25 protein-coding genes and 2 pseudogenes are annotated in these 25715 nt (G+C 51.0%); 10 read left to right on the forward strand and 17 right to left on the reverse strand.

All coding sequences use genetic code 11. The features are described from left to right. Positions 1-61: 61 nt before the first annotated feature. The 4 genes from PVOR_RS00915 to PVOR_RS00930 all read left to right on the forward strand — a co-directional run bounded on the left by PVOR_RS00915 (position 62) and on the right by PVOR_RS00930 (position 4555). On the forward strand, positions 62-751 hold the full coding sequence (locus PVOR_RS00915; RefSeq protein ID WP_006207177.1) for a response regulator transcription factor: 690 nt from the start codon (positions 62-64) through the stop codon (positions 749-751). After that, on the forward strand, positions 748-1752 hold the full coding sequence (locus tag PVOR_RS00920; RefSeq protein WP_006207178.1) for a sensor histidine kinase: 1005 nt from the start codon (positions 748-750) through the stop codon (positions 1750-1752). The genes PVOR_RS00915 and PVOR_RS00920 overlap by 4 nt, the downstream gene beginning before the upstream one ends. A gap of 99 nt (positions 1753-1851) precedes the next feature. Next, on the forward strand, positions 1852-2613 hold the full coding sequence (locus PVOR_RS00925; protein WP_006207179.1) for an ABC transporter ATP-binding protein: 762 nt from the start codon (positions 1852-1854) through the stop codon (positions 2611-2613). Beyond that, positions 2603-4555: an FtsX-like permease family protein gene (locus tag PVOR_RS00930; protein ID WP_006207180.1), complete on the forward strand. Its 1953-nt coding sequence runs from the start codon at positions 2603-2605 to the stop codon at positions 4553-4555. The genes PVOR_RS00925 and PVOR_RS00930 overlap by 11 nt, the downstream gene beginning before the upstream one ends. A gap of 144 nt (positions 4556-4699) precedes the next feature. On the opposite strand, the gene PVOR_RS00935 is transcribed toward PVOR_RS00930, so the two are convergent. From PVOR_RS00935 to PVOR_RS00950, 4 genes and pseudogenes are all read right to left on the reverse strand, one after another. Then, the gene (locus PVOR_RS00935; protein ID WP_006207181.1) at positions 4700-5185 is read right to left on the reverse strand and encodes a DinB family protein; all 486 of its coding nucleotides are present in this window, start codon (positions 5183-5185) and stop codon (positions 4700-4702) included. A gap of 137 nt (positions 5186-5322) precedes the next feature. Then, complete coding sequence (locus PVOR_RS00940; protein ID WP_006207182.1) at positions 5323-5727, reverse strand: hypothetical protein; 405 nt, start codon at positions 5725-5727, stop codon at positions 5323-5325. Between the two features lie 73 nt (positions 5728-5800). Continuing rightward, positions 5801-6103: pseudogene (locus PVOR_RS00945) on the reverse strand (D-arabinono-1,4-lactone oxidase); the annotation flags it as partial. A gap of 59 nt (positions 6104-6162) precedes the next feature. Then, positions 6163-6930, reverse strand: coding sequence for an HAD family hydrolase (locus tag PVOR_RS00950; protein ID WP_006207184.1), 768 nt, complete (start codon positions 6928-6930; stop codon positions 6163-6165). A 100-nt stretch (positions 6931-7030) separates the two neighbouring features. Between PVOR_RS00950 and PVOR_RS00955 the strand changes: the two genes are divergently transcribed. Continuing rightward, positions 7031-7729, forward strand: coding sequence for a Crp/Fnr family transcriptional regulator (locus PVOR_RS00955; RefSeq protein ID WP_006207185.1), 699 nt, complete (start codon positions 7031-7033; stop codon positions 7727-7729). Positions 7730-7848: 119 nt separating this feature from the next. On the opposite strand, the gene bla is transcribed toward PVOR_RS00955, so the two are convergent. From bla to PVOR_RS00985, 6 genes are all read right to left on the reverse strand, one after another. Further along, positions 7849-8742, reverse strand: coding sequence for a class A beta-lactamase (bla, locus tag PVOR_RS00960; protein ID WP_419144493.1), 894 nt, complete (start codon positions 8740-8742; stop codon positions 7849-7851). 364 nt (positions 8743-9106) lie between these two features. Continuing rightward, entirely contained in the window at positions 9107-9541 is a 435-nt protein-coding gene (locus PVOR_RS00965; protein WP_006207187.1) for a hypothetical protein, read from the reverse strand. Between the two features lie 104 nt (positions 9542-9645). After that, entirely contained in the window at positions 9646-10707 is a 1062-nt protein-coding gene (locus PVOR_RS00970; RefSeq protein WP_006207188.1) for an LLM class flavin-dependent oxidoreductase, read from the reverse strand. A gap of 238 nt (positions 10708-10945) precedes the next feature. Then, positions 10946-11458: an SRPBCC domain-containing protein gene (locus PVOR_RS00975; protein ID WP_063478145.1), complete on the reverse strand. Its 513-nt coding sequence runs from the start codon at positions 11456-11458 to the stop codon at positions 10946-10948. Positions 11459-11482: 24 nt separating this feature from the next. After that, complete coding sequence (locus PVOR_RS00980; RefSeq protein ID WP_040680067.1) at positions 11483-11812, reverse strand: ArsR/SmtB family transcription factor; 330 nt, start codon at positions 11810-11812, stop codon at positions 11483-11485. Positions 11813-12078: 266 nt separating this feature from the next. Next, on the reverse strand, positions 12079-12435 hold the full coding sequence (locus PVOR_RS00985) for a nucleotide excision repair endonuclease (RefSeq protein WP_006207191.1): 357 nt from the start codon (positions 12433-12435) through the stop codon (positions 12079-12081). 152 nt (positions 12436-12587) lie between these two features. Here PVOR_RS00985 and PVOR_RS00990 point away from each other — a divergent pair, with 152 nt between their 5' ends. The 3 genes from PVOR_RS00990 (at position 12588) to PVOR_RS01000 (ending at position 14770) form a co-directional block, all read left to right on the forward strand. Beyond that, entirely contained in the window at positions 12588-12899 is a 312-nt protein-coding gene (locus tag PVOR_RS00990; RefSeq protein ID WP_006207192.1) for a hypothetical protein, read from the forward strand. Between the two features lie 84 nt (positions 12900-12983). After that, positions 12984-13274, forward strand: a complete 291-nt coding sequence (locus tag PVOR_RS00995; RefSeq protein ID WP_006207193.1) for a hypothetical protein — start codon at positions 12984-12986, stop codon at positions 13272-13274. Between the two features lie 290 nt (positions 13275-13564). Then, entirely contained in the window at positions 13565-14770 is a 1206-nt protein-coding gene (locus tag PVOR_RS01000) for an MFS transporter (protein WP_040680068.1), read from the forward strand. Between the two features lie 171 nt (positions 14771-14941). Here PVOR_RS01000 and greA read toward each other — a convergent pair whose 3' ends face one another. From greA to PVOR_RS01025, 5 genes are all read right to left on the reverse strand, one after another. Then, entirely contained in the window at positions 14942-15418 is a 477-nt protein-coding gene (gene greA / locus PVOR_RS01005; RefSeq protein ID WP_036640355.1) for a transcription elongation factor GreA, read from the reverse strand. A gap of 214 nt (positions 15419-15632) precedes the next feature. Beyond that, complete coding sequence (locus tag PVOR_RS01010) at positions 15633-16802, reverse strand: mannitol-1-phosphate 5-dehydrogenase (RefSeq protein ID WP_006207197.1); 1170 nt, start codon at positions 16800-16802, stop codon at positions 15633-15635. Continuing rightward, positions 16799-17239 (reverse strand): PTS sugar transporter subunit IIA, encoded by a 441-nt coding sequence (locus tag PVOR_RS01015; RefSeq protein ID WP_006207198.1) that lies wholly within the window; start codon positions 17237-17239, stop codon positions 16799-16801. Before PVOR_RS01015 ends, PVOR_RS01010 begins: the two co-directional genes overlap by 4 nt. 16 nt (positions 17240-17255) lie before the next feature. Beyond that, positions 17256-19340, reverse strand: coding sequence for a BglG family transcription antiterminator (locus PVOR_RS01020; RefSeq protein WP_234972726.1), 2085 nt, complete (start codon positions 19338-19340; stop codon positions 17256-17258). Positions 19341-19396: 56 nt separating this feature from the next. Beyond that, positions 19397-20830 (reverse strand): PTS mannitol transporter subunit IICB, encoded by a 1434-nt coding sequence (locus PVOR_RS01025; RefSeq protein WP_006207200.1) that lies wholly within the window; start codon positions 20828-20830, stop codon positions 19397-19399. Between the two features lie 427 nt (positions 20831-21257). Between PVOR_RS01025 and PVOR_RS01030 the strand changes: the two are divergent. Both PVOR_RS01030 and PVOR_RS01035 read left to right on the forward strand, forming a co-directional pair. Then, positions 21258-21834: pseudogene (locus PVOR_RS01030) on the forward strand (sigma-70 family RNA polymerase sigma factor). A gap of 121 nt (positions 21835-21955) precedes the next feature. Then, a complete protein-coding gene (locus tag PVOR_RS01035; protein ID WP_006207201.1) occupies positions 21956-22879 on the forward strand; it encodes a hypothetical protein in 924 nt (307 codons plus the stop codon). 123 nt (positions 22880-23002) lie between these two features. Here PVOR_RS01035 and PVOR_RS01040 read toward each other — a convergent pair whose 3' ends face one another. Both PVOR_RS01040 and PVOR_RS01045 read right to left on the reverse strand, forming a co-directional pair. Beyond that, on the reverse strand, positions 23003-24625 hold the full coding sequence (locus PVOR_RS01040) for a glycoside hydrolase family 9 protein (RefSeq protein WP_200860812.1): 1623 nt from the start codon (positions 24623-24625) through the stop codon (positions 23003-23005). A 221-nt stretch (positions 24626-24846) separates the two neighbouring features. Continuing rightward, positions 24847-25542: an FHA domain-containing protein gene (locus PVOR_RS01045; RefSeq protein ID WP_234972727.1), complete on the reverse strand. Its 696-nt coding sequence runs from the start codon at positions 25540-25542 to the stop codon at positions 24847-24849. Positions 25543-25715: the final 173 nt, after the last annotated feature.

Genomic DNA, 25715 nt, shown 5'->3' on the forward strand with positions numbered 1-25715 from the left:
ACGGGAAGTTTCCGAGAGCCCCGGCTTTTTTTGGACAACCTTATAAAGCGTGGTGAATCTTTTGTTCAAAATTATGCTTATCGAAGACGACGCGACCCTGTTCCATGAAGTCCAGGAACGGCTCTCGCAATGGTCTTATGACGTATATGGCATCAAGGATTTCAGCAGTGTACTCCAGGAATTCACAGACGTACAGCCGGATCTTGTCATTATCGATATCCAGCTGCCCAAATTCGACGGATTTCACTGGTGCCGGATGATTCGATCCCATTCGAACGTCCCGATTATCTTCCTGTCTTCACGGGATCATCCTACCGACATGGTGATGTCCATGCAGCTGGGAGCGGATGATTTCATTCAGAAGCCGTTCCACTTTGATGTATTGATTGCCAAAATCCAGGCCACCCTGCGCCGGGTTTACAACTACAGCACCGAACGAACAGAGCTGAGAGCCTGGCGCGGAGCAACCGTCGAGTTCGGCAAGAATACCATTAGCAGCCCTCAAGGCACGGTCGAACTGACGAAGAATGAAATGTATATTCTAAAGATCCTCATGGAGAGGAAGAATCAGATCGTCAGCCGGGAGGAGCTGATCAAGAGTTTATGGGACCATGAGCATTTTGTCAGTGATAACACGTTAACGGTGAATGTGAATCGACTGCGTAAGAAGCTGGAGCCTCTTGGCCTTGATCCTTACATCGAAACCAAGGTGGGACAAGGATATATCGCGACAGAAGAGGCTCATGCATGATCCTTGCCTATATTCGGGAACGGCTAAGCTGGATTCTGTTATTTCTGTTCCTGCAGCTGCTGCTTCTGTTTGTTGCCGCTGTGGATTCCCAAATCCCGTTCCTGCCCATTCTCTATATTGTGTTTCTGTCATCTATGCTCTTCATGGTGTTTCTGATTGTCAGATACAACCGGGAGACGAAATTCTACAAAAGCCTTCGGGCATGGGATGACACCTTCGACTTAGCCGCCATCACCGAGCCGGAGCATCCCTTTGAAGCAATTGCCATGGACATGCTCTCCCTCCAGGCCGAGCGCTTTAAGAGGGAATCCTCCATCCGCCTGATGGAGATGGAAGAGGAGAAGGATGAGCTGCTGTCCTGGATCCACGAAGTGAAAACGCCCCTTACCACCATGCAGCTGATGATCGAGCGCATAGAGGATGAGACGTTAAAAGGACAGCTACAGTACGAATGGCTCCGCATCCACCTGCTGCTGGACCAGCAGCTGCACCAAAAACGCATCCCCTTTATCCAGAACGATCTCCATATTGAGGTGTCCGCGCTTGAGCCGATCATCTTCCAGGAGATACGGGCACTCAAATCCTGGTGCATGCAAAAAGGCATCGGTTTTGACGTCTCCCTGCAGGTAACGGAGGTGCTGAGCGATACGAAATGGCTGGGCTTCATTATCCGTCAACTGCTGACCAATGCCGTTAAATACAGCTCTGCATCGGATATTGCCTTGCAGAGTGAGCTCGTGGATGACCATGTTAGACTCATCATTCGGGATTCCGGACGCGGCATCGATCCGAAGGACATGCCTCGTATTTTTGACAAAGGTTTCACGTCCACGACCTTACATCAGGACCGTGCGGCAACCGGCATGGGGCTGTATCTGACACAGAAGGCAGCCAATGCCCTATTGATCCGCATTCAGGTGGAATCGAAGCCAGGCAAAGGCACAACCTTCACTTTAATTTTTCCGAAGAAGAACGATGTTGTGAGGATTATCGGCATGTGACAACAATGTCACATGCTTTTGCACTTTGTTCGGCGAATCGAAGGAAAAGGCCCTTGCCGCTCCTTTATGATAAGGACAGTAAACAAAGGAGTGAGGAACTTGGCAATTCTGGAAGCAAACCAAATCCATAAGAGTTTCGGCAATAAATTCAATAAACAGGAGGTGCTGAAGGGCATCGATATCCGTGTGGATAAAGGCGAGTTCGTCAGCATCATGGGCGCATCAGGCTCAGGGAAAACCACGCTGCTGAACGTGCTCTCTTCCATCGATAAAGTGAGCCTTGGCAGCATAAAAATCGAAGGCAAAGAGTTTACTGGCATGAAAGAGAAGGAACTGGCCGAATTCCGGAAGCACCATCTGGGCTTTATTTTTCAGGAGTACAACCTGCTGGACACGCTGACTGTCAAAGAAAATGTTCTACTGCCGCTATCCATCAAGAAGGTATCCAAAAAAGATGCGAACCAGAGGTTTCAAAAAATAGCAACCGAGCTTGGCATATACGAACTCAAGGACAAATATCCGAATCAGATATCCGGTGGACAGAAGCAGCGGACTTCAGCGGCCCGCGCATTCATTCACGATCCCAGCATTATTTTTGCAGATGAGCCGACCGGAGCGCTGGACTCGAAGTCCGCTTCCGATCTGTTGAACAAATTAAGCGAACTGAATCTGAAGATCGACTCCACCATCATCATGGTTACTCATGATCCTGTGGCCGCCAGCTATTGCAGCCGGGTTGTCTTCATTAAGGACGGACAGATTTATACCCAGCTGAACAAGGGCGAGCAGTCCCGGCAGGCCTTCTTCAATGACATCATCAAGACTCAGGGCGTGCTAGGCGGTGTTCAGAATGAACATTAATTATCTGATCTACCGGAATCTGAAGAAGAATATTAAAAATTATTATCTGTATGTCTTTGCCCTCATCTTCAGCGTGGGTCTGTATTTCGCCTTTGTGACGCTGCAATATGATCCGGCCACGGATGAGGCCAAGGGATCTGTGAAGGGCGCTGCAGCTGTGGGAGCCGCCTCGGTGCTGCTTGTGGCCATCGTTGCGATTTTCCTGCTGTATGCCAACACGATTTTCATTAAACGGCGAAGCAAGGAAATCGGGTTGTTTCAGCTCATCGGCTTAACCAAAGGCAAGATATTCCGAATCTTGAGCGCGGAGAACCTGATTCTGTATTTCGGTTCCATGGTGATTGGCATCTTTGCCGGATTTGCGGCTTCCCGCTTGATCCTGATGATTTTGTTCAAGGTTATCGGTGTTGACGCTGAAGCCGCCTTGTCCTTCTCCACCGAAGCGCTGATCCAAACCGTCATTGTGTTTGCCGTCATCTATGTGCTGATCATGATCATGAATTATACGTTCATCCAGCGGCAGAGCATTCTGTCCCTGTTCCGTGCGGTATCTACAACGGAGAATCAGATCAAGAAGATGTCCTTCCTCGAAATGTTATTCGGCTTGCTCGGAATCGGACTTATTCTTCTCGGTTATTATGTGTCAACCAAGCTGTTCAGCGGGGATTTCACCTCCATGAACGAGCTGTTCATGGCGATGATCCTGATCCTGGGATCGGTCATTATCGGAACCTATTTATTCTATAAAGGATCCGTCAGTTTTATTTTCAACGCGATCCGGAAGAGCAAGGGCGGTTACTTATCCGTGAATGAAGTGCTGTCGCTCTCCTCCATCATGTTCCGCATGAAATCCAACGCACTGCTGTTAACGATCATAACGACCGTATCCGCGTTAGCGATCGGACTGTTGTCCCTCAGCTACATCTCTTACTACTCCGCGGAGAAATCAGCACGGCAGAGCGTACCCAATCATTTTACGGTAGCAAATTCCAACGATCTGGCTGCTTATATCCAAGCGCTGACCGACGAGAATATAGAGTTCAAGCAGACCAAACGTGACGTTATTCAAGTGAATGCTGACCTTTCTCAGGTGATTGGGGCCAACTTGGAGGTCGTATCAGGTCCAGGAGAACAGCAACCAATGGTCATACCGGTCATCAGCGACGAGAGTGTGGAAGGAATCGATGTTTCTCCTGAGGAGACGCTGTTCACGGGATCCAGCGATGCAATTCAACAGTTTATGTCGATTCAGGCCACGGGGGATATTGAGCTGACAAGCCCTAACCAGCAAATAAAACAGCAGTTGATAGGCTTGGAGAAGGACTCCTATGTATCCTATTATTTTGCCAGCGGAGGTCTGCCGGCAGCGATTGTGGACCACACCGTCTTTGACAAGCTGGCCCAGGATCTGGATCCGAAGATCCAGAAGGAAACGAATGTCTACTATGGTATCGACCTTGTCGACCCGATCGCCATCGATCAAGCCAATCAGATCTTCAAGGATCTCGGCATTAGTGAGTCTACCGGGAACCTGTCCCAGAGTGAGCTGATAATGAACCAGAAGAGCAACATGGGCCTGATGATGTTCATCGTGGGATTCCTTGGACTCACCTTCCTGATCACCTCCGGCTGCATCCTGTACTTCAAACAAATGGATGAAGGGGAAGAAGAGAAAGCGAACTATACCATTCTGAGAAAACTCGGCTTCACTCAGGGCAACCTGCTGAAGGGCATTCAGATGAAGCAGCTGTTCAACTTCGGCATTCCGCTGATCGTTGGCCTGTTCCATAGTTACTTCGCCGTTAAATCCGGCTGGTTCTTCTTCGGAACCGAGCTGTGGCTGCCCATGGTTATGGTTATGCTGCTGTATACGGCACTGTATTCCATATTCGGGCTGTTATCGGTGCTGTTCTATAAACGGATAATTAAAGAGGCGTTGTAAGAGAGGTGCATGCATGGTTGGGTCCAGGGTAATCCGGGCCCCTCCATGCATTTGCTCGTTAGAGCAGGGAAGCTGGCCCGGGGATCAAGCAGCAGAGAGCCTAGACGGGATCCAGAGCGGGGGAACCTTACTTCTTAACGAAACTTACCATTCCAGCGCCTTGCAGCTCTTCTGCAGCTTTCGAATGTACACGATCTGACCGATATGATAGGCATTATGCGCAGCCGCATTGCTTATGATCTCCCACCACTTGGCCGGTACGGGAAAACCGTCCACCTCCTGCTCGAGCTTCGCCTCTGTCAGCAGTTCCTGCCACTGCAATAGCACGGCTAACAGTCGGTCTCTTAGCTCTGCAAAGGTCGCATTGTCGGGAATGATAAAGCTATGTTGATTGTCTCCAATAGAAGACACCGCACTCATTCGTGATTCCCGGTATCTGGTTTGCCAGGTTTCATTCCAATAAAGTAGATGCTGCACGATCTCAGCAATGCTGTGGCTGTCATTGGCAGGGGTCCAGAACGCTTCATCCTCCGTTATATGCTCAACGGATTGCTGGAAAGGAACGTGCCAGCTGGGATCATTCGCATTGGCTAACAGCTGATTCAATAGAACGTCATGCGCATGCGCCATGGTTCATTCACTCCTTCATGAAACGGATAATGAGCAGCATCGCAAATCATGACTAATTCTACTACAGGATGAAGCACCCCAAACCGCATAAAATGGTTTAACTCATTTTTTCTCAGATACGCTGAACAAGAGTAGCGTTATCTCACATGAAACACGTCCACATAATATTGCGCCGTAGGCGTATCATTCTTGAGGCGCAGCTCGATCTTCTCCCCACTCCCCTTACATAAGCCAACTGTAATCTCAAAATAGGTGGCCCCGTGCATCGCATCCACCGGACTGGCATGCTGGCTATCCTCTGCCATCGTTACCCGCTCGTTGATCGATATAATCCGCTCGCAGCCAAACGAGGGATACGCCTCGCTATATATCTCCTGGAGCGAGGATCGGATAACCGGATATAACTGCTGCAGCATGGCATTCTCGAGCTGCCGCTCCCTGGGCTTCTCTTCTTGTGGCTGCGCATAGGCAGCTGCGCTTCCCAGACTGAACAGGAGCAAGGCGCATAACAGCAGAACATGGATCATGGATCGCCGCTTCATGTAATGTAATTCCCCTTTTCTTTTTGCTACTAGAATTTCCTCATCAGGCTTTTTTATATACTCCAAGTAAAATTCAAAGAAAAAGCAAGTTGTTGAAGACAGCGCCGGATGAATCGAACAGCCTTCCCGTATAATCACTCCATAATATGCCGTCCGGGTCCAGCTCCTCCCGAACCGCAAGGAAAGCATCCCACATCGGATACAGTTCCTTCAACTGCGCAGCCTCAAGGGAATGCATTTTGCCCCAATGCGGCCGACCGCCATAACGGAGGAAGATGCGCTCCATCGCCTGGAAATAGTCCTCATACGGCATGCCTTTGTACATATGAACCGCAATATAAGCCGAATCCCGGCCATATGCGGGACTTAACCAAATATAAGCAAGCGGCTCCCATGAGACGAGGTTTCTTCTACATAATGACCTGCTCTATTACTCTAAATCACCTTATACAAACACCCAAGTTCCTTCAATCGATCCGAAATGGCATGCTCAATATTACCATCCAGCAGCAATTGCTCCGAAGAATACGGGGCCAGCAGCGGATGGTCACCGATCATCACGCTGTGCAGCGCATGCTGAAACATCGAGATATCGTTAGCATCGTTGCCGAAGGCAACAAATTCGCCCTCCTTAACTCCGAGCTGCTGAAGCCCGCTCCACTTGTGGATCCCCGTCGGGCTTATATCCAGCACGTTCTCCTGCCCATGCACGTGTACAACGACGTCCAGTGTCTTCAGCTTCTCTTCGACTTCGGCCATGCGGTCCGAGGTCAGCATCAATATTTTCACGATGGATTCCAGCTCCTGGAGCGCCACTCGCTTAGCCAAATTGTGCGGATCCAGATTCAGCCGGATCGGATGATCCTCAGAACCCGTATAAGCATAATCCCAATCCCCATCGATTAAATAACTCACATTATACTTAGCCAACAGCTCAAGAAGCACCGGTAAAACCTCATGATTAAACCCCACCGTGGATACGATATTGCCACCTGTCGCTACCATTGAGCCGTTGCCCCCGATCATGGGGTAATGATGGAAACGCTCATGGAGGACAGGGAGCAAATCACGAATCGGTCTTGCGGAAGCAAAAATAACCTCGTGCCCCTGCCCCACCAGCTCCTCGAAAGTCTTCAACAGTACGTCCGAAACCGGCTGACCTTTAAAACAGATCGTTCCGTCCAGATCGAATACAAATTTCATCCCTGCTTCCCCCTGTATCTTCTATTGCCCTTATCATATCAGTTGATCGTATAATGAGAAGGACATATGTCCAGAAGAGAAGGGAGCCACCGAAAAATCCATGAAATTGCTTCATAACGAACCATTACTGAACGCGAAGCTGAAAGATTTTCAATTCGAGCACATGCTGGACTTAACCAGACCTGTGCCTTTTGCATTGCAGCAATATGAGCAGGGCGAGATCATTCTGCATGAAGGCTTCGCCTTGCACTCCCTCTTGTTCCTTGTACAGGGGAAAATCAAGGTGACCTCCTGCATCGAAACCGGCAAATCGCTCCTGCTGCGCTTTGGCCATCCCTTTTCCATCATCGGCGATATTGAATTGATTCGAAACGTACCGGTCCAGTCGCAGATTGAAGCCGTTAACGAATGCTTGCTGATCGGGCTTTCCTTTGACTATATCAAGCAGCATGAATTGAAGAACCCCCGCTTTACATCCACTTTGCTGGATCACTTAAGCTACAAGCTCCAGACCTGCACGACTGCTTCCCGGGTCAACCTGCTCGCGTCCGTGGAGAACCGCTTCGCCAGTTATCTTATGTCGACGATGTCGCCCGGATCGAATGCCTCATTCGGCATGGAACTGCAAACCGACCATATTGGAGAGATCGCCAGCCTGCTGGGCACAACACACCGGCATTTAAACCGGGTGCTGCAGGCTTTTGTGCAGAACCGGATGCTGGAGCGCAACGGGCAAATGATCCGCGTTCTGGATTGGGACGCCATCGAGAGAGCTTCAAACGGCATTCGCTACGAATAGCACCCGCTTCGGCTTTTGGAACGAACGGCCGGACAAGAGAGCCCGTGGAGATGCAATTCAAGATAGACTGCTATTGAAGAACTACATACATCTTTAGCGATGTGTGGGCTGACTATGATTCACTTCAGAGCGTCAAGTGCGACCTTGGCAGCCTGTGCGATAAGCGCATCGTCATAAGTGGCATCTGGTGTATCGCGGCTGGACAGAATGGCGATAACGGTAGGCTCTTTGTTTGGCGGCCAAATGACGGCTATGTCGTTTCGCGTTCCATAACCTCCGGCTCCGGTCTTATCCCCGACCTCCCAGCCTTCAGGCACGGCCATACGGATCAGTTTGTCTCCAGTGGTATTCCCCTTCAGCCAATCGATGAGGAGCGTGCGTTTATCCGTCGGGAGCTCGTCGCCAACCGTGTAAGCCTGAAGCGTGGTGGCAAGCGCTCTCGGGGTGCTTGTGTCACGATTGTCTCCCGGAATGGCTTCGTTCAGATCTGTCTCGAAGCGTTCGGGGTTGGTTACGTTGTCACCGGCCTGCTTTAATGCTGTCCTGAAGCCATCAGGGCCTCCCAGTTCTTTTAACAAGAGATTTCCTGCAGTGTTATCGCTATAACGGATAGCAGCCTCACTAAGCTCCCTAAGGGTCATCCCGGTATTCACGTTCTTCTCGGTGATCGGCGAATAGGTGACCAAGTCTTTGCTCGTGTAAGTGATGACTTTATCGAGTGTGTCCATCGAGTTTTGCTGCAATACTGCGCCTGCGGCAAGAGCCTTAAAAGTAGACGCGTATGCAAACCGTTCATCGGGGCGGTAGGCGACGATCCGCTCGGTGCCAGTATCGATAGCATAGACACCGAGACGAGCGCTAAACTTGCTCTCGAGTTGAACGAAATCTGGGTCAGCCAGAGCTGCTGGTGCCGTCTGGGGCGTATTCTCAGTCGGAGGAACAGGGGGAGCAACGTCGGCTTTCGTACACCCGGAGAGCGAGATGAGTGCAAAGATGAACATAAGTTGAGCCATTTTGATGATATGTGGACCGAATATAGCATTATATGATTTATTCATGATTTAACCCTCTTTCCGATGATGATTAGGGATTGATTTTCGTTGCAGTACAAGCCGCCCCCATAGCATAGCATCGACTATCCGAACCCTGCCTGTGTTTTCCTATGATGTATCAAAGCGTCTCTTCCTGTTTTTCCATTTATTATACCATTTTTCCGGATAATGCTGGTTTTAAGGCGATAGGCTCAAATTTGATATCCTCTTACGGCAACACAAAAAGACGTTCCTGATCATAGAGGAACGCCCTTTCCTTTTAATATGCGACTCTTCAAGGCCAAGCAGCTTCACTTCACTCACAAAGGCCTTCTTTTCAATACGTTCAGGGTTTTATCGCAGCTCTTCGAATCAGCAGCCATTCGATCCAGCCATAGAGCAGTCCCATCACGCCAAATATAAAGATAGCCGTGTCGATACGCAGATGATACTCATTCACATATACAGGATCATACAGCTGGTGGAACAGCCACACGCCTGCCGCAACCCATAATACACAGTACAAGAGAAGATAAAGCGTCATGACACTTCTTCTCCAAGGGATGAAACCCAGCAGCCAAGATAATGGAAACATGATCACCATGTAAATGATCACCGAGGCAAGAAAGACCACCGCAATTAAGGCAAAACCCAGGTTGTGGATGCCGTAATACATGCTTGTACGGATACTGTATCCTTCCATTAACTCAAGCCCGAGGTAAGCTCCGGTCAACAGGAACATAAATATGAACCCCATCGCAAAATATTTGGCAACGTTCATAAAACCATCCCACCCTATTCTCAGCTTGTCTTAGCCTATGTAATAGACGCGGGGTGACCCCGAAAGGTTTCTATTTAAATCCGATCCTGTTATCAACCATGGCTTCATTCCTCTGGCTCACCAGCCGCTTCCCAGCGATCAATTTCCTTGCGGACCCGGGGTGCTACCTCGGTTCCGAGCAATTCAATGGCTCTCATGACTTCATCATGAGGCATCGTCCCGACCGGGACATGCAGCATAAAGCGGGTAATGCCTACGTGTTTGCGGAGGTGAATGATTTTCTGGGCGACCGTCTCCGGGTCTCCCACATAAAGGGCACCTTCGAAGCTTCGTGCCGCATCGAAGCTCGCACGGTCATAATATCCCCAGCCCCGCTCCCGTCCCAGCACATTCATGCTGGCTTGGGTCGATGGGAAGAACTTGTCCGCTGCCATCTCGGTATCTTCCGCAATAAATCCATGCGAGTGCGAGCCAATTGGCAGTTTTGACACATCATGCCCAGCATGGGCCGCCGCTTCTTTATACAGCTTGACCAGCGGCGCGAACTGCAAGGGGCTACCGCCGATAATCGCCAGTACAAGCGGCAAACCGAGCAAGCCTGCGCGCACGACCGATTCCGAATTGCCGCCGCTGCCAATCCACACCGGCAGCGGATTCTGAACCGGGCGTGGGTACACGCCTAAGTTTTGGATCGCGGGACGGTGTCCGCCGCTCCAGGTTACCTTCTCCGATTCCCGGATCTTAAGCAGCAGCTCCAGCTTCTCTTCAAACAGCTCGTCATAATGACTCAGATCGTAGCCGAACAGCGGAAACGATTCGATGAAGGAGCCCCGGCCCGCCATAATCTCTGCACGCCCGTTCGAAATCGCGTCCAAGGTAGCAAAATCCTGAAAGACCCGCACCGGGTCCGCAGAGGACAGCACCGTAACTGCGCTGGTCAGCCGAATCCACTTCGTCTGCGACGCTGCCGCGGCAAGCACAACGGCTGGCGAAGATGCGGCATAATCCTTGCGATGGTGCTCGCCTACGCCATAGACATCCAGGCCCACCTGATCGGCCAGAACGATCTCCTCCACTACCTCGCGCAGCCGCTGCGCATGGCTGATCACTTCCCCGGTCTTCACATCCGGCCATGTCTCAACAAATGAACTGACTCCGATCTCCATCTTGATTTCCTCCTGTTATGTATGTGTCATTGACCCGCCCCTCCGGCAGACAACACGGTTTTGATTATCCATTTATCTTTATATTGAACTTTTGGCTTCTGTTTTTCAAGTTACAAGTTAACTGATGCGGTGGATTCTATGCAATCATGATGTCAGGAAAATAAAAAAATGGCCGTATCCTTGCGAATTCCAGCCATTCTTTATATCGCGTAACCGAGATTGCATGATGGTAATAAAGTTACTGTTGGGCTGCCAAGTATTCCTCGAGACGGTCCCAGGTTTGGGTAATGCCCTCTTCCATTCCCATCTCCAGCACGGTTTTGAGTGCTTCTGGGGATTCATATACACCTCGACTGACCAGCTTGGTCTTTCCATCGATCTCCTCAAGGGTCATGGTAACCGTGGTTGCGGGCATCCCCTCTGCAACTTGGCCTTCCGCATCCGAGAAATAGTCGATATAGACTATTTTCCCAGGCGCCTCAATTTCCTCATAAACCGATTTGCCCCAGGATTCCATGCCGTAGAAATCGCCCTGATTCTTATCCATGCATTTCATACAGTAATGCCATGAACCGCCTGGACGGAAATCCATGCTGGATACGGTAACCTCCCACCCGCGCGGACCCCACCACTGCTTCAGATGCTCTCCGTCAGAGAATACCTTGAATACCAGCTCTCTAGGTGCATTAAAAACACGTTCCAGTACAAGTACTTGCCCTTCAACACGGGTAATCATGGTGTTTGCCATCATACATTCCTCCTCATATTAAGTAGCTTAATCCTGATTCTTCGTGTCAGCCTGAAGTTTCTCCAAGTAGTTATCCAAGTTGTCGAACCGCTCGCTCCAAATTCTGCGGTAATCATTCAGCCAGTGGTCCATCTCCTCAAACGGCTCGGATCGAAGCATGTAATTTCGCCGGTTGGCGTCAGCCTTAACTTCCACCAGCCCAGCCTCCAGCAGCACCTTCAGATGTTTCGAGGCTTGGGGCTGCCTGATCTCCAGACGTTCGGCGATATCCCCTACCGTCATCGGTCCCCTCAGCAGAAGGTCCACAATGCGGAAACGACTCGGTTCAGCTAATGCGGTAAACGTTGTCAGTTCCATTGTGTCATGATGACCGTTACAGCACCGATGGTCCTTGAGATATGACAATTCTTCATTCTCTCTGTTCCCGTCATCATCATCACCTCTTTTTTTTACGGATATAATGGTGTGTTTGATTTCTTGAATTCAATATACCACATCAGGAATATTCCTGTAAAGGAATATTTAGATTTTATTGTAATGATGGACGACAACAAAAAAAGCAATAAACGTTGATCTCTCCAAGACCCGTCTATTGCCTCTCCTTGCTCCATTACACATGTCCTTTATTTAAAGAACACTTTGTCCACATTATATTCAGCCTTTAATTCATTGATAATATAGGTTTCATAGATTTCTCTGTGAACGGCATCTTCGATGACACAGACCTCTATTCTTGTCACTTCATTACGATGGTCCTTAATGGGAGATACACTATCTTCAAAATGCTTCTTGATCCGCGGTCTTAGCTTTCTGGCTTTGCCAACAAACAAGAGCTCCTCCTTGCTGTTGTAGAACATAAAGATCCCGCCCCGGTCTCTCGGGATCAGGTGGAAATCCGTAAATCCGTAAATATGGCTCAGTTCCGGAGCAGCCTGCTTGGTAATGGTGACGTCCGGCTTGGGGATGGTTATATTGATCACGACTAACGCTCACTTCCTCAATTCATATATTGATCTAAATAGTATCACTAATCTACAAATTTGCCCATGCGGGAATTTCAGGAGCACCCCGCTATAGGCATCCGCATAGGATGTAATCTATGTATGACTAATAACGATGGGGGTCTTTCCATATGAGTCTTCAATATCCAGGACACCAGGAACAAACCTTATATCAAGCTGAACCCAATATGAGGCACAGCATCCAATCCGTTCGGGATCATATTCACCATCTGTGCAAACAGCATGCGAACCAACTGGTTCGCGTCGAAACGCTGGACGGTGACGTCTTTGAAGGGACGATTATCCGGTGTGACAGAGGAATTCTATACTTAAGTCTGCCAGACTACAATCACCAGCGCGGTTTCGGTCCCAGCTACTATAATCATGTCATTCTGCCCCTTGTCCTCTTCGAATTACTAGTAATCACCCTGCTCTATACCTAGAGCCTGGCTCATCTTGCATTCTTGATGGTGTAGCCGCTCTTGCTCACTTCCAAACCTATAAACCGATTAAGGAGTGAATCCATTATGGCATTTATGCCGCCGCAAGGACCTCAGGGACCGCAACAAGGGCCCTCTTCTCCACCCCCGCAGACTGTACCCCAACAACCGCTTGCAGCTACCTTTGCCGTTGACCCTGGAGCTATTACGGGCTGTCTATTCCGCAACACCTATATTTGGCCGAGAAATGGGCCGGGCTTCTGGTTTTATCCGACCTTTGTTGGCCGGACATCGGTTGCCGGCTTTCGCTGGACCGGGAGGATGTGGGTATTCTCAGGATTTGATCTGGGGAGAATCGAGTCGTTTACCTGTTTCTAAATCCATCACAGCAAAGGGACAGGATCAACCGACTGTATGGGATGACCACAATCGTTTGCTTGCTTCATGAAGAGAGTGCCTGGGTGGTACTCTCACAAGCTTTACATAGCGGACAAGCTAATATGCCGAATAAGCTTACATGATCAGCATGTCCATTTTGCCCAAAAATAAAATTCTTGATTATCATCGGAGAACGTTAAATAATATGTAACAGGCCCACTTTCAAATCCGATAATATAGATTGGGTTTATATCTTTAACATACACAGCAGAAAGGTTGACTTGAACATCATGGAATTATCGCAGCAGGCCACTGGGAACAAAGGGCCTAAAGAGCCGTTTCCCATCTCGATATTGTCTCTTACTGTAGGCGCTTTTGCCATTGGAATGACGGAATTCGTGATCATGGGAATACTCCCGAACGTCGCGGACGATCTGAACGTCAGCATCGCCTCTGCCGGACAGCTGATTACGATGTATGCGCTCGGGGTAGCTGTAGGAGCTCCTATCCTGACCGTTCTTACCCACCAAATCCCGCAAAAGAAGCTGCTCCTGCTGCTCATGGGTTTATTCATTCTGGGCAATGGCGTATCGGTCTTCGCTCCCAACTATGCCGTGCTGATGGGTGCCCGGATGCTGACGGCACTGACACACGGCACCTTCTTCGGTGTGGGAGCCGTTATCGCCTCGAACCTGGTACGGCCGGACAAGCGAGCCGGGGCCGTATCGATCATGATGGCAGGGTTAACGATAGCCAACATCATCGGGGTTCCGATCGGTACCTTCATCGGTCAAACGATGGGCTGGCGCGCCTCCTTCGGGGCGATTGCCATTATGGGCGTTATCGCATTGATTGGTATTCTGATCTTCATTCCGAAGATCCGCCAGGAGCAGGCCTCGAGCATCGCCCAGCAGATCACAGCCCTTATGAAGCCAGGACTGCTTCTCTTCCTGCTCATCGGAGCGCTTGGCAACGCGGGCCTGTTCGCTGTATTCACCTATATTGCTCCGCTGCTCATTGAGATCACCGGCTTTGCAGAGCCCAGCGTCACCTGGATTCTGGTGCTGTTCGGCATCGGCGTGACCGCGGGTAACATCGTGGGCGGAAGACTTGCAGACTGGAAGCTATTGCCCTCCATTCTGGGCGTCTACTTCACAACTGCCGTTATCCTGACCATCTTCACCGTTACCATCTATCATCCGGTGACTGCTGTGCTGACCATCGTGCTCTGGGGCGCTGCCTCCTTCGCTGTGATGCCCGGGATGCAGGTACGCGTGATGAGTCTTGCCCAGTCGGCCCCGGCACTTGCCTCTACGGCAAGCCACTCCGCCGGTAATCTCGGAAATGCAGCGGGAGCCTTCATTGGCGGATTGGTCATTACCCATTTGAGCTTAACCTCCCTGCCTTGGGTAGGAGCTGCATTAGTAGGACTTGCCTTCATTCTCGGGGGAGCCTGCTATATGTATGAGCGCAAGGCTGCTGCGGCTGGGGCATAATCATGAGAAAAGGCGTAACCGGACATGACACTCCCGGATTACGCCTTTCATTTATATATGAGTTCATCCATCTACAGATGCTGCGGCAATCTGAATAACGTCTGCTATGCAGACAGCCAGCAGTTCCAAGGATCCCATCCATCATGGCGTTAGACGCAAATGATCGATCGTTTACAACACCTTGATCTCCAGCAGCTCGTACTTGACGATGCCCATCGGTGCATCCACGTTGACTTGGTCGCCAACCGCTTTGCCCATCAGTGCTTTGCCGAGCGGGCTTTCATAGGAGACTTTATTATTCAACACGTCTGCTTCTGCCGGGCCTACAACCTGATATTCAAGCTTCTCTGCAAACTCGATGTCGTTCAGGACGACATTCGAACCGACATTCACCGTTGTCGAGCTTACCTGCTTGGAGTCGACAATCCGGGCGCTGTTCAGTGTTTTTTCTAGGATAATGATGCGCGTTTCCATAAACGCCTGGTCGTTCTTGGCCGAGTGGTACTCGCTGTTCTCCTTCAAGTCACCATAGCTGATCGCAAGCTTGATCCGTTCCGCTAACTCTTTGCGTTTTACATATTTGAGGTCATCCAGTTCCTCCTGGAGTTTATCATAGCCCTCTTGGGTCAAGATCAGTTCTTCTGCCATGTTCATCACATCCACTTCGGTTTCTTACTTCTAGTGTACTCTTAATTCCGAAAATAAGCGAAAATTTTCTGAAAATCAACGGATGGAAATTATGGAATTCCTCCCTGGCAGCTGGACACCAGCGTTGAGGAAGCGGAGCTCATCCTGAAGCGAGCCCAAAAAACCCCTGATTTCTCCGTAAAGAAAATCAGGGGTTTTCTCTCATAGCTAAAAATTATGACCGCCCAGCCTCAGTCTCCGCCTTCAAGGCTTCATATTGCTCCATCAGCTCACCCATAATCGGATGCTCGCCAGCCATACCGGTATATTGGGAAGCCGTGTCGCTTACTCCGATATCCCGTACGGAGGCTTGCAGTTCTACACTTTCCGGGTCTTCGGGCACATCAAACAACAAGGCCGCTGCCATGGATTTGGCCAGACTCTTGTAAGGGAGCCCGCTCTCGAATGCCAGCATCGCTGGAGATACCAGCCGGTCGCCGGGAGACAGCTTCCGAATCGGGGAGCGTCCGACGCGGGATACCTCGTCTGTCAGCGCCGGATTACGGAACCGCTCCAGAATGGTGTCAATATACGCTCCATGCTCGGCAGAATTGAAGCCATGTTTATGCACAAGCGCAGCCCCCGTTTCCTCCAACACCGCGCGCACATGGGCCGCCACCTCGTCATCCTTCATGGCGTCCTGAATCGTCTCATAGCCTTTCAGGAAGCCTACATAGGCAGCAGAGCAGTGACCGGTATTCACCGTAAACAGCTTGCGCTCAATGTACGGCTCCAGGCGGTCCACATAGTGAATGCCTTCTACCGGCGTGTAGCCTTCAAACATCTGCGAGCGATCCACCGCCCACTCATAGAACGGCTCCACCACCACCTTCAAGCGGTCCTCATGCTGCTGCAGCGGCACGATCCGGTCTACGGCTGCATCCGGGAAAGCCACCCGCTGGTCGGCCTTCTGCTTCGTCTCATCATCCAGCTTACCGTACACATGCTCTTTCAGCTGCGTACTGCCGCCGATGGCATTCTCGCATGCAATAATATGCAGCGGTGCCGATTCTCCCTGCAACCGAAGCTTTAGCCCTTCGGCAATGGTACCGGCAATAAACTTCAGAATGTTCACGCCTACCGCTGTTGTGACGAGATCGGCTTCTGCCACCGCACGCGCGGCAGCCTCCGGCTCCGAAGCGCTGTTGAGGGCCGTAATGCCCTTTACAACCGTTGTCTCCTGCCCTTCGCTGGCCAGTGTTACAGGATATTCTCCACGAGCCTTCAGCTCCGAAACCAGCTCCTCGTTCACATCGACAAAACAAACCTCGTAACCTGCCTGGGACAACAGGAGCCCTATAAACCCGCGCCCGATGTTCCCTGCTCCGAAATGGACTGCCTTCATGCGCCCATTCCTCCTTCGAAGATGGCCAGAATCTCCTCTTCGCTCGATGCGTTCATCACCTTCTCAATGCTCTCGTCATCTGTGAAGATCATCGCAACGTTTGTCAGAATCTCCATATGGTCACCGCCAGCGGCCGCGATCCCAATGACGATGAACGCCGGCTCGTCTCCGCCGAAATCAACGCCTTCCGGGAAGCGAACGATGGACAATCCCGTAGAGATAACCATGCCTTTGGCTTCCTTGGTGCCGTGAGGAATCGCGAGTCCCCCGCCCATATAAGTGGATGCAATCTCTTCGCGCTCCAGCATCTTATCTACGTAATCCTCTGATACGTGGCCTGCCTGCACCAGCAGATTCCCCGCCATGCGGATGGCCTCGCTTTTATCATTTGCCTTCGCATTCAATACGACTTTATCTTTGGACAGTATGTTATTCATGTTAGTCTCCCTCTTTCTATGGTCTGTGATTGAAAAAATGCTGCAGCTCTTCAGCCAGGTATGACCGAATTTCGTCCTCGCCGCCCCGCTCCATCAGCTCAATCAGCTCGGAGCCGAGCAGCATCGCACTGATCTCGCTGAGCACCTCCAGGCTCTCCTTCGGGAGCTGCTTCGGTGCCAGCATCAGCAGAATGACCCCTGCTTCCGCCCCATCCTCAAGCGGTGCGGCATGCGCTAACCGGAACAGGGTAAGCGACGGGCAGGCGATATAACGGCTGCGCGTATGGAACAAAGCCAGCGTCGTATCCGGGATGAGCTGAGTGCCCATCCGTTCACGCTCAAGCAACCGCTCCTTCACCTTCCCCGCATCGCTGACCGCACCGCACTCGTATACCTTGGCCAAGGCCTCGTTCAACGTACCCTCCAGGTCATCCGGACGGTTATCCAGATCATGCACATGAAAGCCGTCCAGGAGCGATACAATCGCATTCATCAGCGCGGCCTGCAGGCGAAGCCGTTCGAATGATGCAGCTTTACGCTGTTCTTCGATCCGGTTGACGGCCGTGCCGCTTCCACCCGGCTTCACGGACGTGCTCTGGATATATTGAAGCAGCGCCTCTTTATCATCCGCTGTCAGCAGCGGACTTAATCTCACATATCGATCCTTCGGCAGCGGAAGATCTATGGTCGTTATAATGAGATCATATTGCTCCTTCGGCATTCGAGCCGCTTCATACCATGACACGTTGCCAAGCACCTCAATCTGAGGCATCTCCTTGTTCAGCCGGGTTCCGAGAAGCCTTGAGGAGCTAAGACCGCTGGAGCATACGAGGATGGCTTTCAGATGGTGTCCCAGCTGGTTCAGGCGTTCACTTGACGCCCCAAAATGCATAACAAGAAACCCGATTTCCTCATCCGGGATGGTCAAGCCCAGCCTCAGCTCATCAACCGAATGCCGGACAATCCCGAACAGCTCCTCATAATCCTTCCGGATCGGACTCAGCAGCGGATTCCGAATCCGGGTCCCTTCCCGAATCCGTTTCATGGCTGCACCGATATGCTCCACCAAGCCTGCCCGCAGCGTGCGATCCTCTTGAAACGGAATGCCGGTGCGCCGCTGCACCCGCTCGATCAGGCGGTGCGCCATCTCCACCATTTCCACATCCGTATGGGCCAGCTCACTGATCTCAGACATATCCCTGGCTGCCTCGAACAAATTCGAGATATATTTCATTTCTGAATCCGTAAAAGGGATCTCCAGTGTTTCACCGAGACGAACGGCAAAATCTCTGGCTTCCTCCATGGAGGAGGAGGCTCCATCCTGAGTGGCCATATCGGCCGCCTCCATAGGTCGTCCCTGCCTGATCCGCTTCACGGAAACCGATAAGGCAATCAGCATGGAGGTATAGGCACTTTCGCTAAGGCTCTCCGTCCAGCTCCAGTTCATATCCCACAAGCTTTTCTCCACATCCAGCAGCACCGGTTTACCAACCATGGAGAGCAGCCGGGCCGTCACCGGCTCTCGGGCATCGCTGTAACCGTCCCCGACAAGATCCGAATAATCCAGATATTCCTCCGCAAGCCTGCAAATGGCCCTTCGCCTTACGGCTTCCGTGCCTTCAAGCTCAACCCCGTAACCTCTGCGGCGGATCAGATTAAGCTTGAACCTCTTCATTAAGGGCTCCAGCTCATCCAGATCGCTGCTGACGGTAGGCACGGTCACCTTCAAACTGTGGGCCAGAGCAAACAGTTTGATGGGTTCATCAGCCTCAAGCAAAGCACATAACATGAGGATTTTGCGCTCTTCCACGGAATAATCGGCAGGCTTACCTTCAAGCAGGCGTTTCCGCAGCTGGGCGATACCCTCAGGCGTCTCTCCTTCCAGCCGGATGCCCGTTCCCGACTTTTTATGAAGCAGAACGTCTGCGCCTTGCAGTCCTTTCTCAATCTCCTCCATTTCCCGGTGAACCGTCCTGACGCTGACCCCGATCTCAGCCGCTATTTCCGCAGCTGTCATGCCCTCGGTCCTGCTCATCAGGAGCAGAAGGATTTGTCGCTGGCGGGCAGTGATTTGTCCCAGACGCATGGCTCCCTTCTTCATGAAATGGAGACAACGCCGGCGTAATTACGCCAGCGTGTCATATGATGCAGAACTATTTAGTCTTTGAGTCGTTCCACCAGCTCATCATATCTCGGACTCTTCAGGAAGTTGTCGATCGAGATATGCTCCGCATTCGGATTCTTGGCGATGGCCCGCTCCGTGAGTGTCTTCTGGGTGATGACAATATCCGCGTCATCCGGTATTTCACTTACAGCCGAGTTCACAACGGTAATGTTGACACCCGCTTGCTGCAGTTTCTTTCTAAGCACCGAAGCGCCCATTGCGCTGGAGCCCATGCCGGCATCACAAGCAAACACGATTTTGTTCACATTGTCTTTATCCAGATTGGCAACAGCCGCAGAAGCAGGAGCAACTTGGTCGTTCATGCCGCCGGTTTTCATTTCCTTCATTTTGGCGGATGCTTCTTCAAGATTCGGCTCTTCTTCTGTCTGTTTGCCTGTTTTCAGCAGCAATACCGCTACGATAAAGGACACAATCGTTGCAACAAGGACACCTGCCAGCACCGGAATCAGGCCGCCCTTAGGTGCCATGGCGATGTAAGCAAGGATGCTGCCCGGCGACGCAGGACCCGCCAATCCGGCTCCAAGGATCTGGAAGGTGAAGGTTCCGGCAACACCGCCCGCAATCGCGGCCAGAATCAGAACCGGCTTCATCAGAACGTATGGGAAGTAAATCTCATGAATACCGCCCAGGAAGTGAATCACAACAGCGCCCGGCGCGGAGGATTTGGCAGAGCCGCGTCCGAAGAACCAATAGGCGAGCAGGATACCGAGCCCTGGGCCTGGATTCGATTCCAGCATATACAGTACAGATTGGCCAAGGCGTGCTGATTCCTCCGAGGCGATTGGACTGAAAATTCCATGGTTGATTGCATTGTTTAGGAACAGCACCTTCGCCGGCTCAATGATAATGTTAACGAGCGGCAGCAGGTTGGCATTGACCAGTACGTCTACACCAGCCGAGAGTGCTTTGGTGATTCCCTGTACCAGCGGCCCGATTCCGGTGTAAGCCACTAGGGCCAGCGCGCCCCCGATAATACCGAGCGAGAAGTTGTTGACCAGCATTTCGAAGCCGGATTTGATTTTGCCGTCAATCAGCTTGTCGAATTGCTTCAATACCCAAGCTGCAATCGGACCGACAATCATGGCGCCGAGGAACATCGGGATATCCGCCCCGACAATGACGCCGATCGTTGCCACAGCACCGATGACTGCACCGCGCTTGCCGTGAATCATCTGTCCACCCGTGTAACCGATCAAGAGCGGGAGCAGGTACGTGATCATCGGGCCAACCAATTCCCCGAGTTTCTCGTTAGGGAACCAGCCGGTCGGGATGAACAGAGCCGTAATCAGACCCCAAGCGATGAACGCGCCGATATTCGGCATCACCATGCCGCTAAGGAGACGGCCGAGCTGCTGTACCCTTACGCGAATGCCTTTGGAAGCGTTTGTATTTGTCTCGTTGGACATCGTATTGACCTCCTAGTCATATTTGAACAATAAATCTGAATATTGTGTTGTCGCCTTGCTCTGACATCTATATGTTAAGTCAGCCCGGCAAAAGGCTCAACGAAAGGAAAAGCGGGTTTCGTCAAGAATATTGTTGACAACTTTTAAAAGGATCATGTCGTTTTTTTGAAAATACATGATGGCTCGCGTTTTCATTCGAAGATTCGCATGACCGCACCACCCTGTAAATTCCAATTTTATGAGTGATATTACCCTGCCAATGGGCGAATTTCACGGAGCTCGTACACCTATCTTCCTAAGTTCAACGAACCGATAGCTGTCCTCTTGCGCTTTAGCCTTGTGCAAAAAAATAAGAAGAGGGACCGAACCTTTTTCTGCCATAGAGACAATATAGGGTGTAAGCTGCTTACCCAGGAGGGCCCTCTGAATGCAAAGTGAATACATGTACCAGCTACTTACACAAATGAAAGATGGGCATCAACAGGCGTTCCATGCGATGTATGATGCTACCTACCAGGATGTCTACCGGACCGTTTCCTTTCTGGTGGATTCACCCGCAGGATCGGGAAGATGTCATGAATGAGATCTATATGCAAATGTGGACCTCGCTTGCAAACTACGATACGAACCGGCCATTCCACTTCTGGCTGCACGGCTTGGTGATCCGACAAGTGCAGAGATTTCGGGTTAAGAGCTGGCGGAGATTCCGAATTTTTGAACGTATCCGCGCCTTCTCGCGGGAAGAGTCCCACTGGGATCAGCCCGCCGTGTTCATGGATGAGACGAACCAGATGATATCGAAGGCAATCCAGCAGCTGACGGACAAACAGCGTACGGTGATTATCCTCCGTTTTTTTCACGACTATGCTCTTGAAGAAATCGCGACATTGCTCGAAATCCCCCTGGGAACAGTCAAATCCAGATATCATGCAGGCCTTACGGCCCTGCGAAAGAACTTACGGAATCTCCCCCCGGAAAGGATGGAAAAAATCAATGCCTATTGAACACAAAATCCGTGAACATCTGCACAAAAAGGCAGAGGCTATGGCGTGTCCCCCGGACATTTCCAAACGAATAGAACAATCCTATTCACAATACTTCCAACCCAAAAGGAGCAAAAAAACGATGAAAAAAAGATTCATTAGCGGAATTGTTGCCACGGCGATTCTGATTCCAACTGCGGCATTTGCGGCTCCTCCCCTAATCGAGATCCTTACCAGAACATCCATGACTACCGAACAGATCAAGTCGGATGAGGTTGGCAATGCAGCGCTTGAGAAGCTGTATAGCGCATTTCCCGAAACCAAATCGTTCGAGATGGTCAATGCAAGCACCGTTCAAGACGTTCAAACCAGCATCATGCTGCGGGAAAAGGGAGGGACGGGCAAAACGATTACCCTTCATATGAACAGTGTGTCGGGTACGATTGAACACGTGATTCAAGAGAACTGGGAGCCCAAGGAGAAGCCGCTCATGGCTCTGACCGATCAGGAAATCAAGGCAAAGGTAGATGATCTCATCAATAGAATGTATGGCCCCATCGAAGATTACGAGTTTGCTATGGAGCCAATGGACAACCCGGATCAAAAAACGTGGATGCTGAATTACAGCAAAAAGGGAGCCAGTGAGCCGTTCTATCAGATATTTGTGCATGGCAATACCATCAGTGCTTCTCGGATCGGAGGTAAGGCTGCGCCTTCCAACGCTGAAGTAGAAGGTTTCTTCACCACGAACGGTAAGCCGGATTATTTTGCCGATACCTTCTTGAATGATGCAAAACTGTTTGCCCTATTAGGAATGAGCGCAACAGAATTGAAAGAAGAATTGGCCAAAGGGAACTCCGTTGTGGAGGTTGCTGCCTCTAAAAATGTCTCAAAACAACAGGTGATCGATGTCATCGCCCAAACACAGGTTGATGCACAAATTCAAGGAGAGCATCATGGCGATGCTCCAACAGGCAAAACTTCAAATGAACAAATGCTAAAAGCTGTCGAACCGAAAGTATTGCATGTGATTGAGCACAAAAATGAAGCACCGTCGAAGAAATAACGAATCAATCGTTTGTGATAATCCATGTACCCGGCATGCCGGACCAGATTGGGAACTAGTAAAAAAGAAACACCGGAGACTCTCTTTGGCGTTTCTTTTTCCTCTGTGCATTCCCTATGTTTCCTATACAAAATGGGATAATACCAACACAGCCGGCGAGTTCCAATAGATGGTCACTTCGTTGGTAGAGTAACTCTCCATCACATCGGCAAAAGAAGCTGCCGGCGCCTTGCCTGCCAAGTGCTTAAGCGCATAATCATCCTGAAGCCCCTTATTCGGACCGCCTGAGACGAGACCGGGAACGGGCTCCTTAACGCCATCTCCTTCGGAAGGGCGATGATGCGGATACAGGATCGGCTTCGCCCCGTACCCGGTGACGTAACTCATCCCCATCACGTTAGCTCCGAACAAATAGTGTACATGCTCATGTACATGGGACTCATAGTCTTCGGTGCCGGACAATCTGCCCGCTATCAGCAGGAGCATCGCGTGATTTAATACCAGCATGTTGCTGCCCCAGATGTATTGATCCGGATGAAGTGAAATACCGTACCCGTCCCGTTCACTGACCGCGGCAAGCTCGTCCGCACGTTGAATTAAACCCCGCATCAAAACTTCCGCCAATTCCGGGTCTTCTTCCCGCTCCGACATCAGATAGGCAAAGGTTCCATAGCCGCCCATGTCGGCCCAGCCCAGTTCATATTTACCGAAGGCATTCTGCTTGGCTAACGCTTGGAAAGCCTCATGGTAACGCCTTTCACCCGTGGTGCGATACAGCTCGGCCGCCGCCCAGTATCGTTCATCAGCATCCTGACCGTCACCGTATTCACCCGTAGCAATATCCGCCGGGTTGCGGAAGCCCGGCATATCCGGATGTTCCGCCAGCCATGCCCAAGCGCGTTCTGCCGCCTTCAGGCAGCTGGCAGCGAAGGGCTCGTCGTAAGGGGCGTAGATCCGCGCCGACATTGCCATAATGGCAGCATAACAACCGGTTGCTGTCGCCGATATCGGCGACAGGTACAGTGCGGCCGTATCGGCCTCCGGCATGACGTCTCCTCCCGGGAACTGCAAAGTCGTGAGCTTGTGGAACAGCCCTCCCGACTCCTCATCCTGCATGCGCTGCATCCACTCCAGCTCATACCGGCATTCATGGAGCACATCCGGCATGGCGCCGTCACTTTCCGGCAATGGCAGCGGCTGTGCAAATGCCTCCGGGTACAGCTCGAAGGCCAGCAGCAGATCGGCTACCGCCTTGGCGCCCGGAACGACATACTTGCCATAGTCCCCGGCGTCATGCCACCCTCCCCAGGCATCCACTTGCCTGGATTCCTCTCCATAAACGATGGCAGGTGCGAGATGACACGCTTCATGCTTCCATGGTCCAGCATGCAACTCGTCCAAGGCCATCCCGCACCGGAAGTAATAAAACGCTTTCAATAATGCGCGGTGTGCATCCTCATAGACTGACTCCGCAATGACAAAAGGAGCCGAGGTCTGCCCATCCTCCGTTTCGATCCGGTAGGTGCCTGGAGCTTCATACCCCGTGAAATCTCCCCGGCTTACCGTCTGCCCACTGGCAGCATCCACGATGGCAGGCGATGTGCTCCCATGCCAAACCGTCTCGCCGTTCTGATCATCTACAAGATGATAACGGCCTCCCTGACCAGGGATAACCGCAATCTTGGTGTCCTGGCTCCGGTAGCCCAGCTGGTTAACGGCAATGCCGATCGGTTGTTCATGCTTCATCTTCATGCTCCCATACTCATCCTCTCTGAATGGTCCATTCAAAATTCTATGCTGTTACACTTCGATACACATCATCAGGTTCCCTTTCGCTATCCATAATCCTTGAAAATAAATGGCTTCACTCTTCCCCATTGCCGTAAATTCAGCTAAAAAACAGGCTCCTCCCGCAAAATGAGGAAGAGCCTGCCTGTCTGTTTTTTATCTGAATTGTGCAAACCTGATTACCGCTCATCTTCGGACTGAAGGATATAACCCTTTCCACGGATGCTCTCAATCTCCAGAATATTCCGCGTCTTCTTGCGCACCCGATAGATCAGCGCGTTCAGCTCCTCCGAGCTCACGTCGGGCACTTCGTCCGTGCTGCAGCTTCGCTCGGGCCACACGTAGGTCTTCAGCTGCTCCTTGGACACAAACTGGCCTTGATGATGAATAAGCAGCTCCATGCACTTGTACTCTTTTTCCGAAAAAGCGTACACGTCTTCGCCGTATACCATCTCCTGCTTAAAAGGGTTCAGCTGAAATCCGCCGGACGTCTCAATAGCGGCCAGATGTTTGATCAGCGGCGTGATGTCCATCGTCTCATCCATGCTCAGAATCGAGAAGGACAGCACGATAAGATCGCCCGCCAGCACAATGATATCCCCATGCTGAAGGGGAACTTCCTCTTGAGGAGCCAGCCGCTCCTTATTGACATAGGTTCCATGCTTGCTGTCCAGGTCCTTAATGCTGAAATGCCCGCTTCTATACAGCAGCGCCGCATGCCGCCGGGACACAAAAATATTATCAAACGCAATATCCGGATGAAAGTGCTGCCCCTTGCGGCCAAGCACCATCATCGGTTTGGTTAACGGTATTACGTCTCCACGCTCGTAGGGATTCCCCCGCTCCACCATCAAAAAGGAGGATTTGTCCATCATGCTCCCTCCTGTTTCCTTAAATTACCTATCGTATTTATCAGTTCGCTATTATGCAATTGTCATGCTCCAGCCATTGAGTATGCGCCCAAAATCACTAAGATTTAAATAAGAGAAAGAAATAGAGAACTTAGAGAGAGAAGTTAATCAAATCTACTATACTGCTTATTGTAAAC

The sequence above is a fragment of the Paenibacillus vortex V453 genome (assembly GCF_000193415.1).
Classification (GTDB): Bacteria; Bacillota; Bacilli; order Paenibacillales; family Paenibacillaceae; genus Paenibacillus_AQ; species Paenibacillus_AQ glucanolyticus.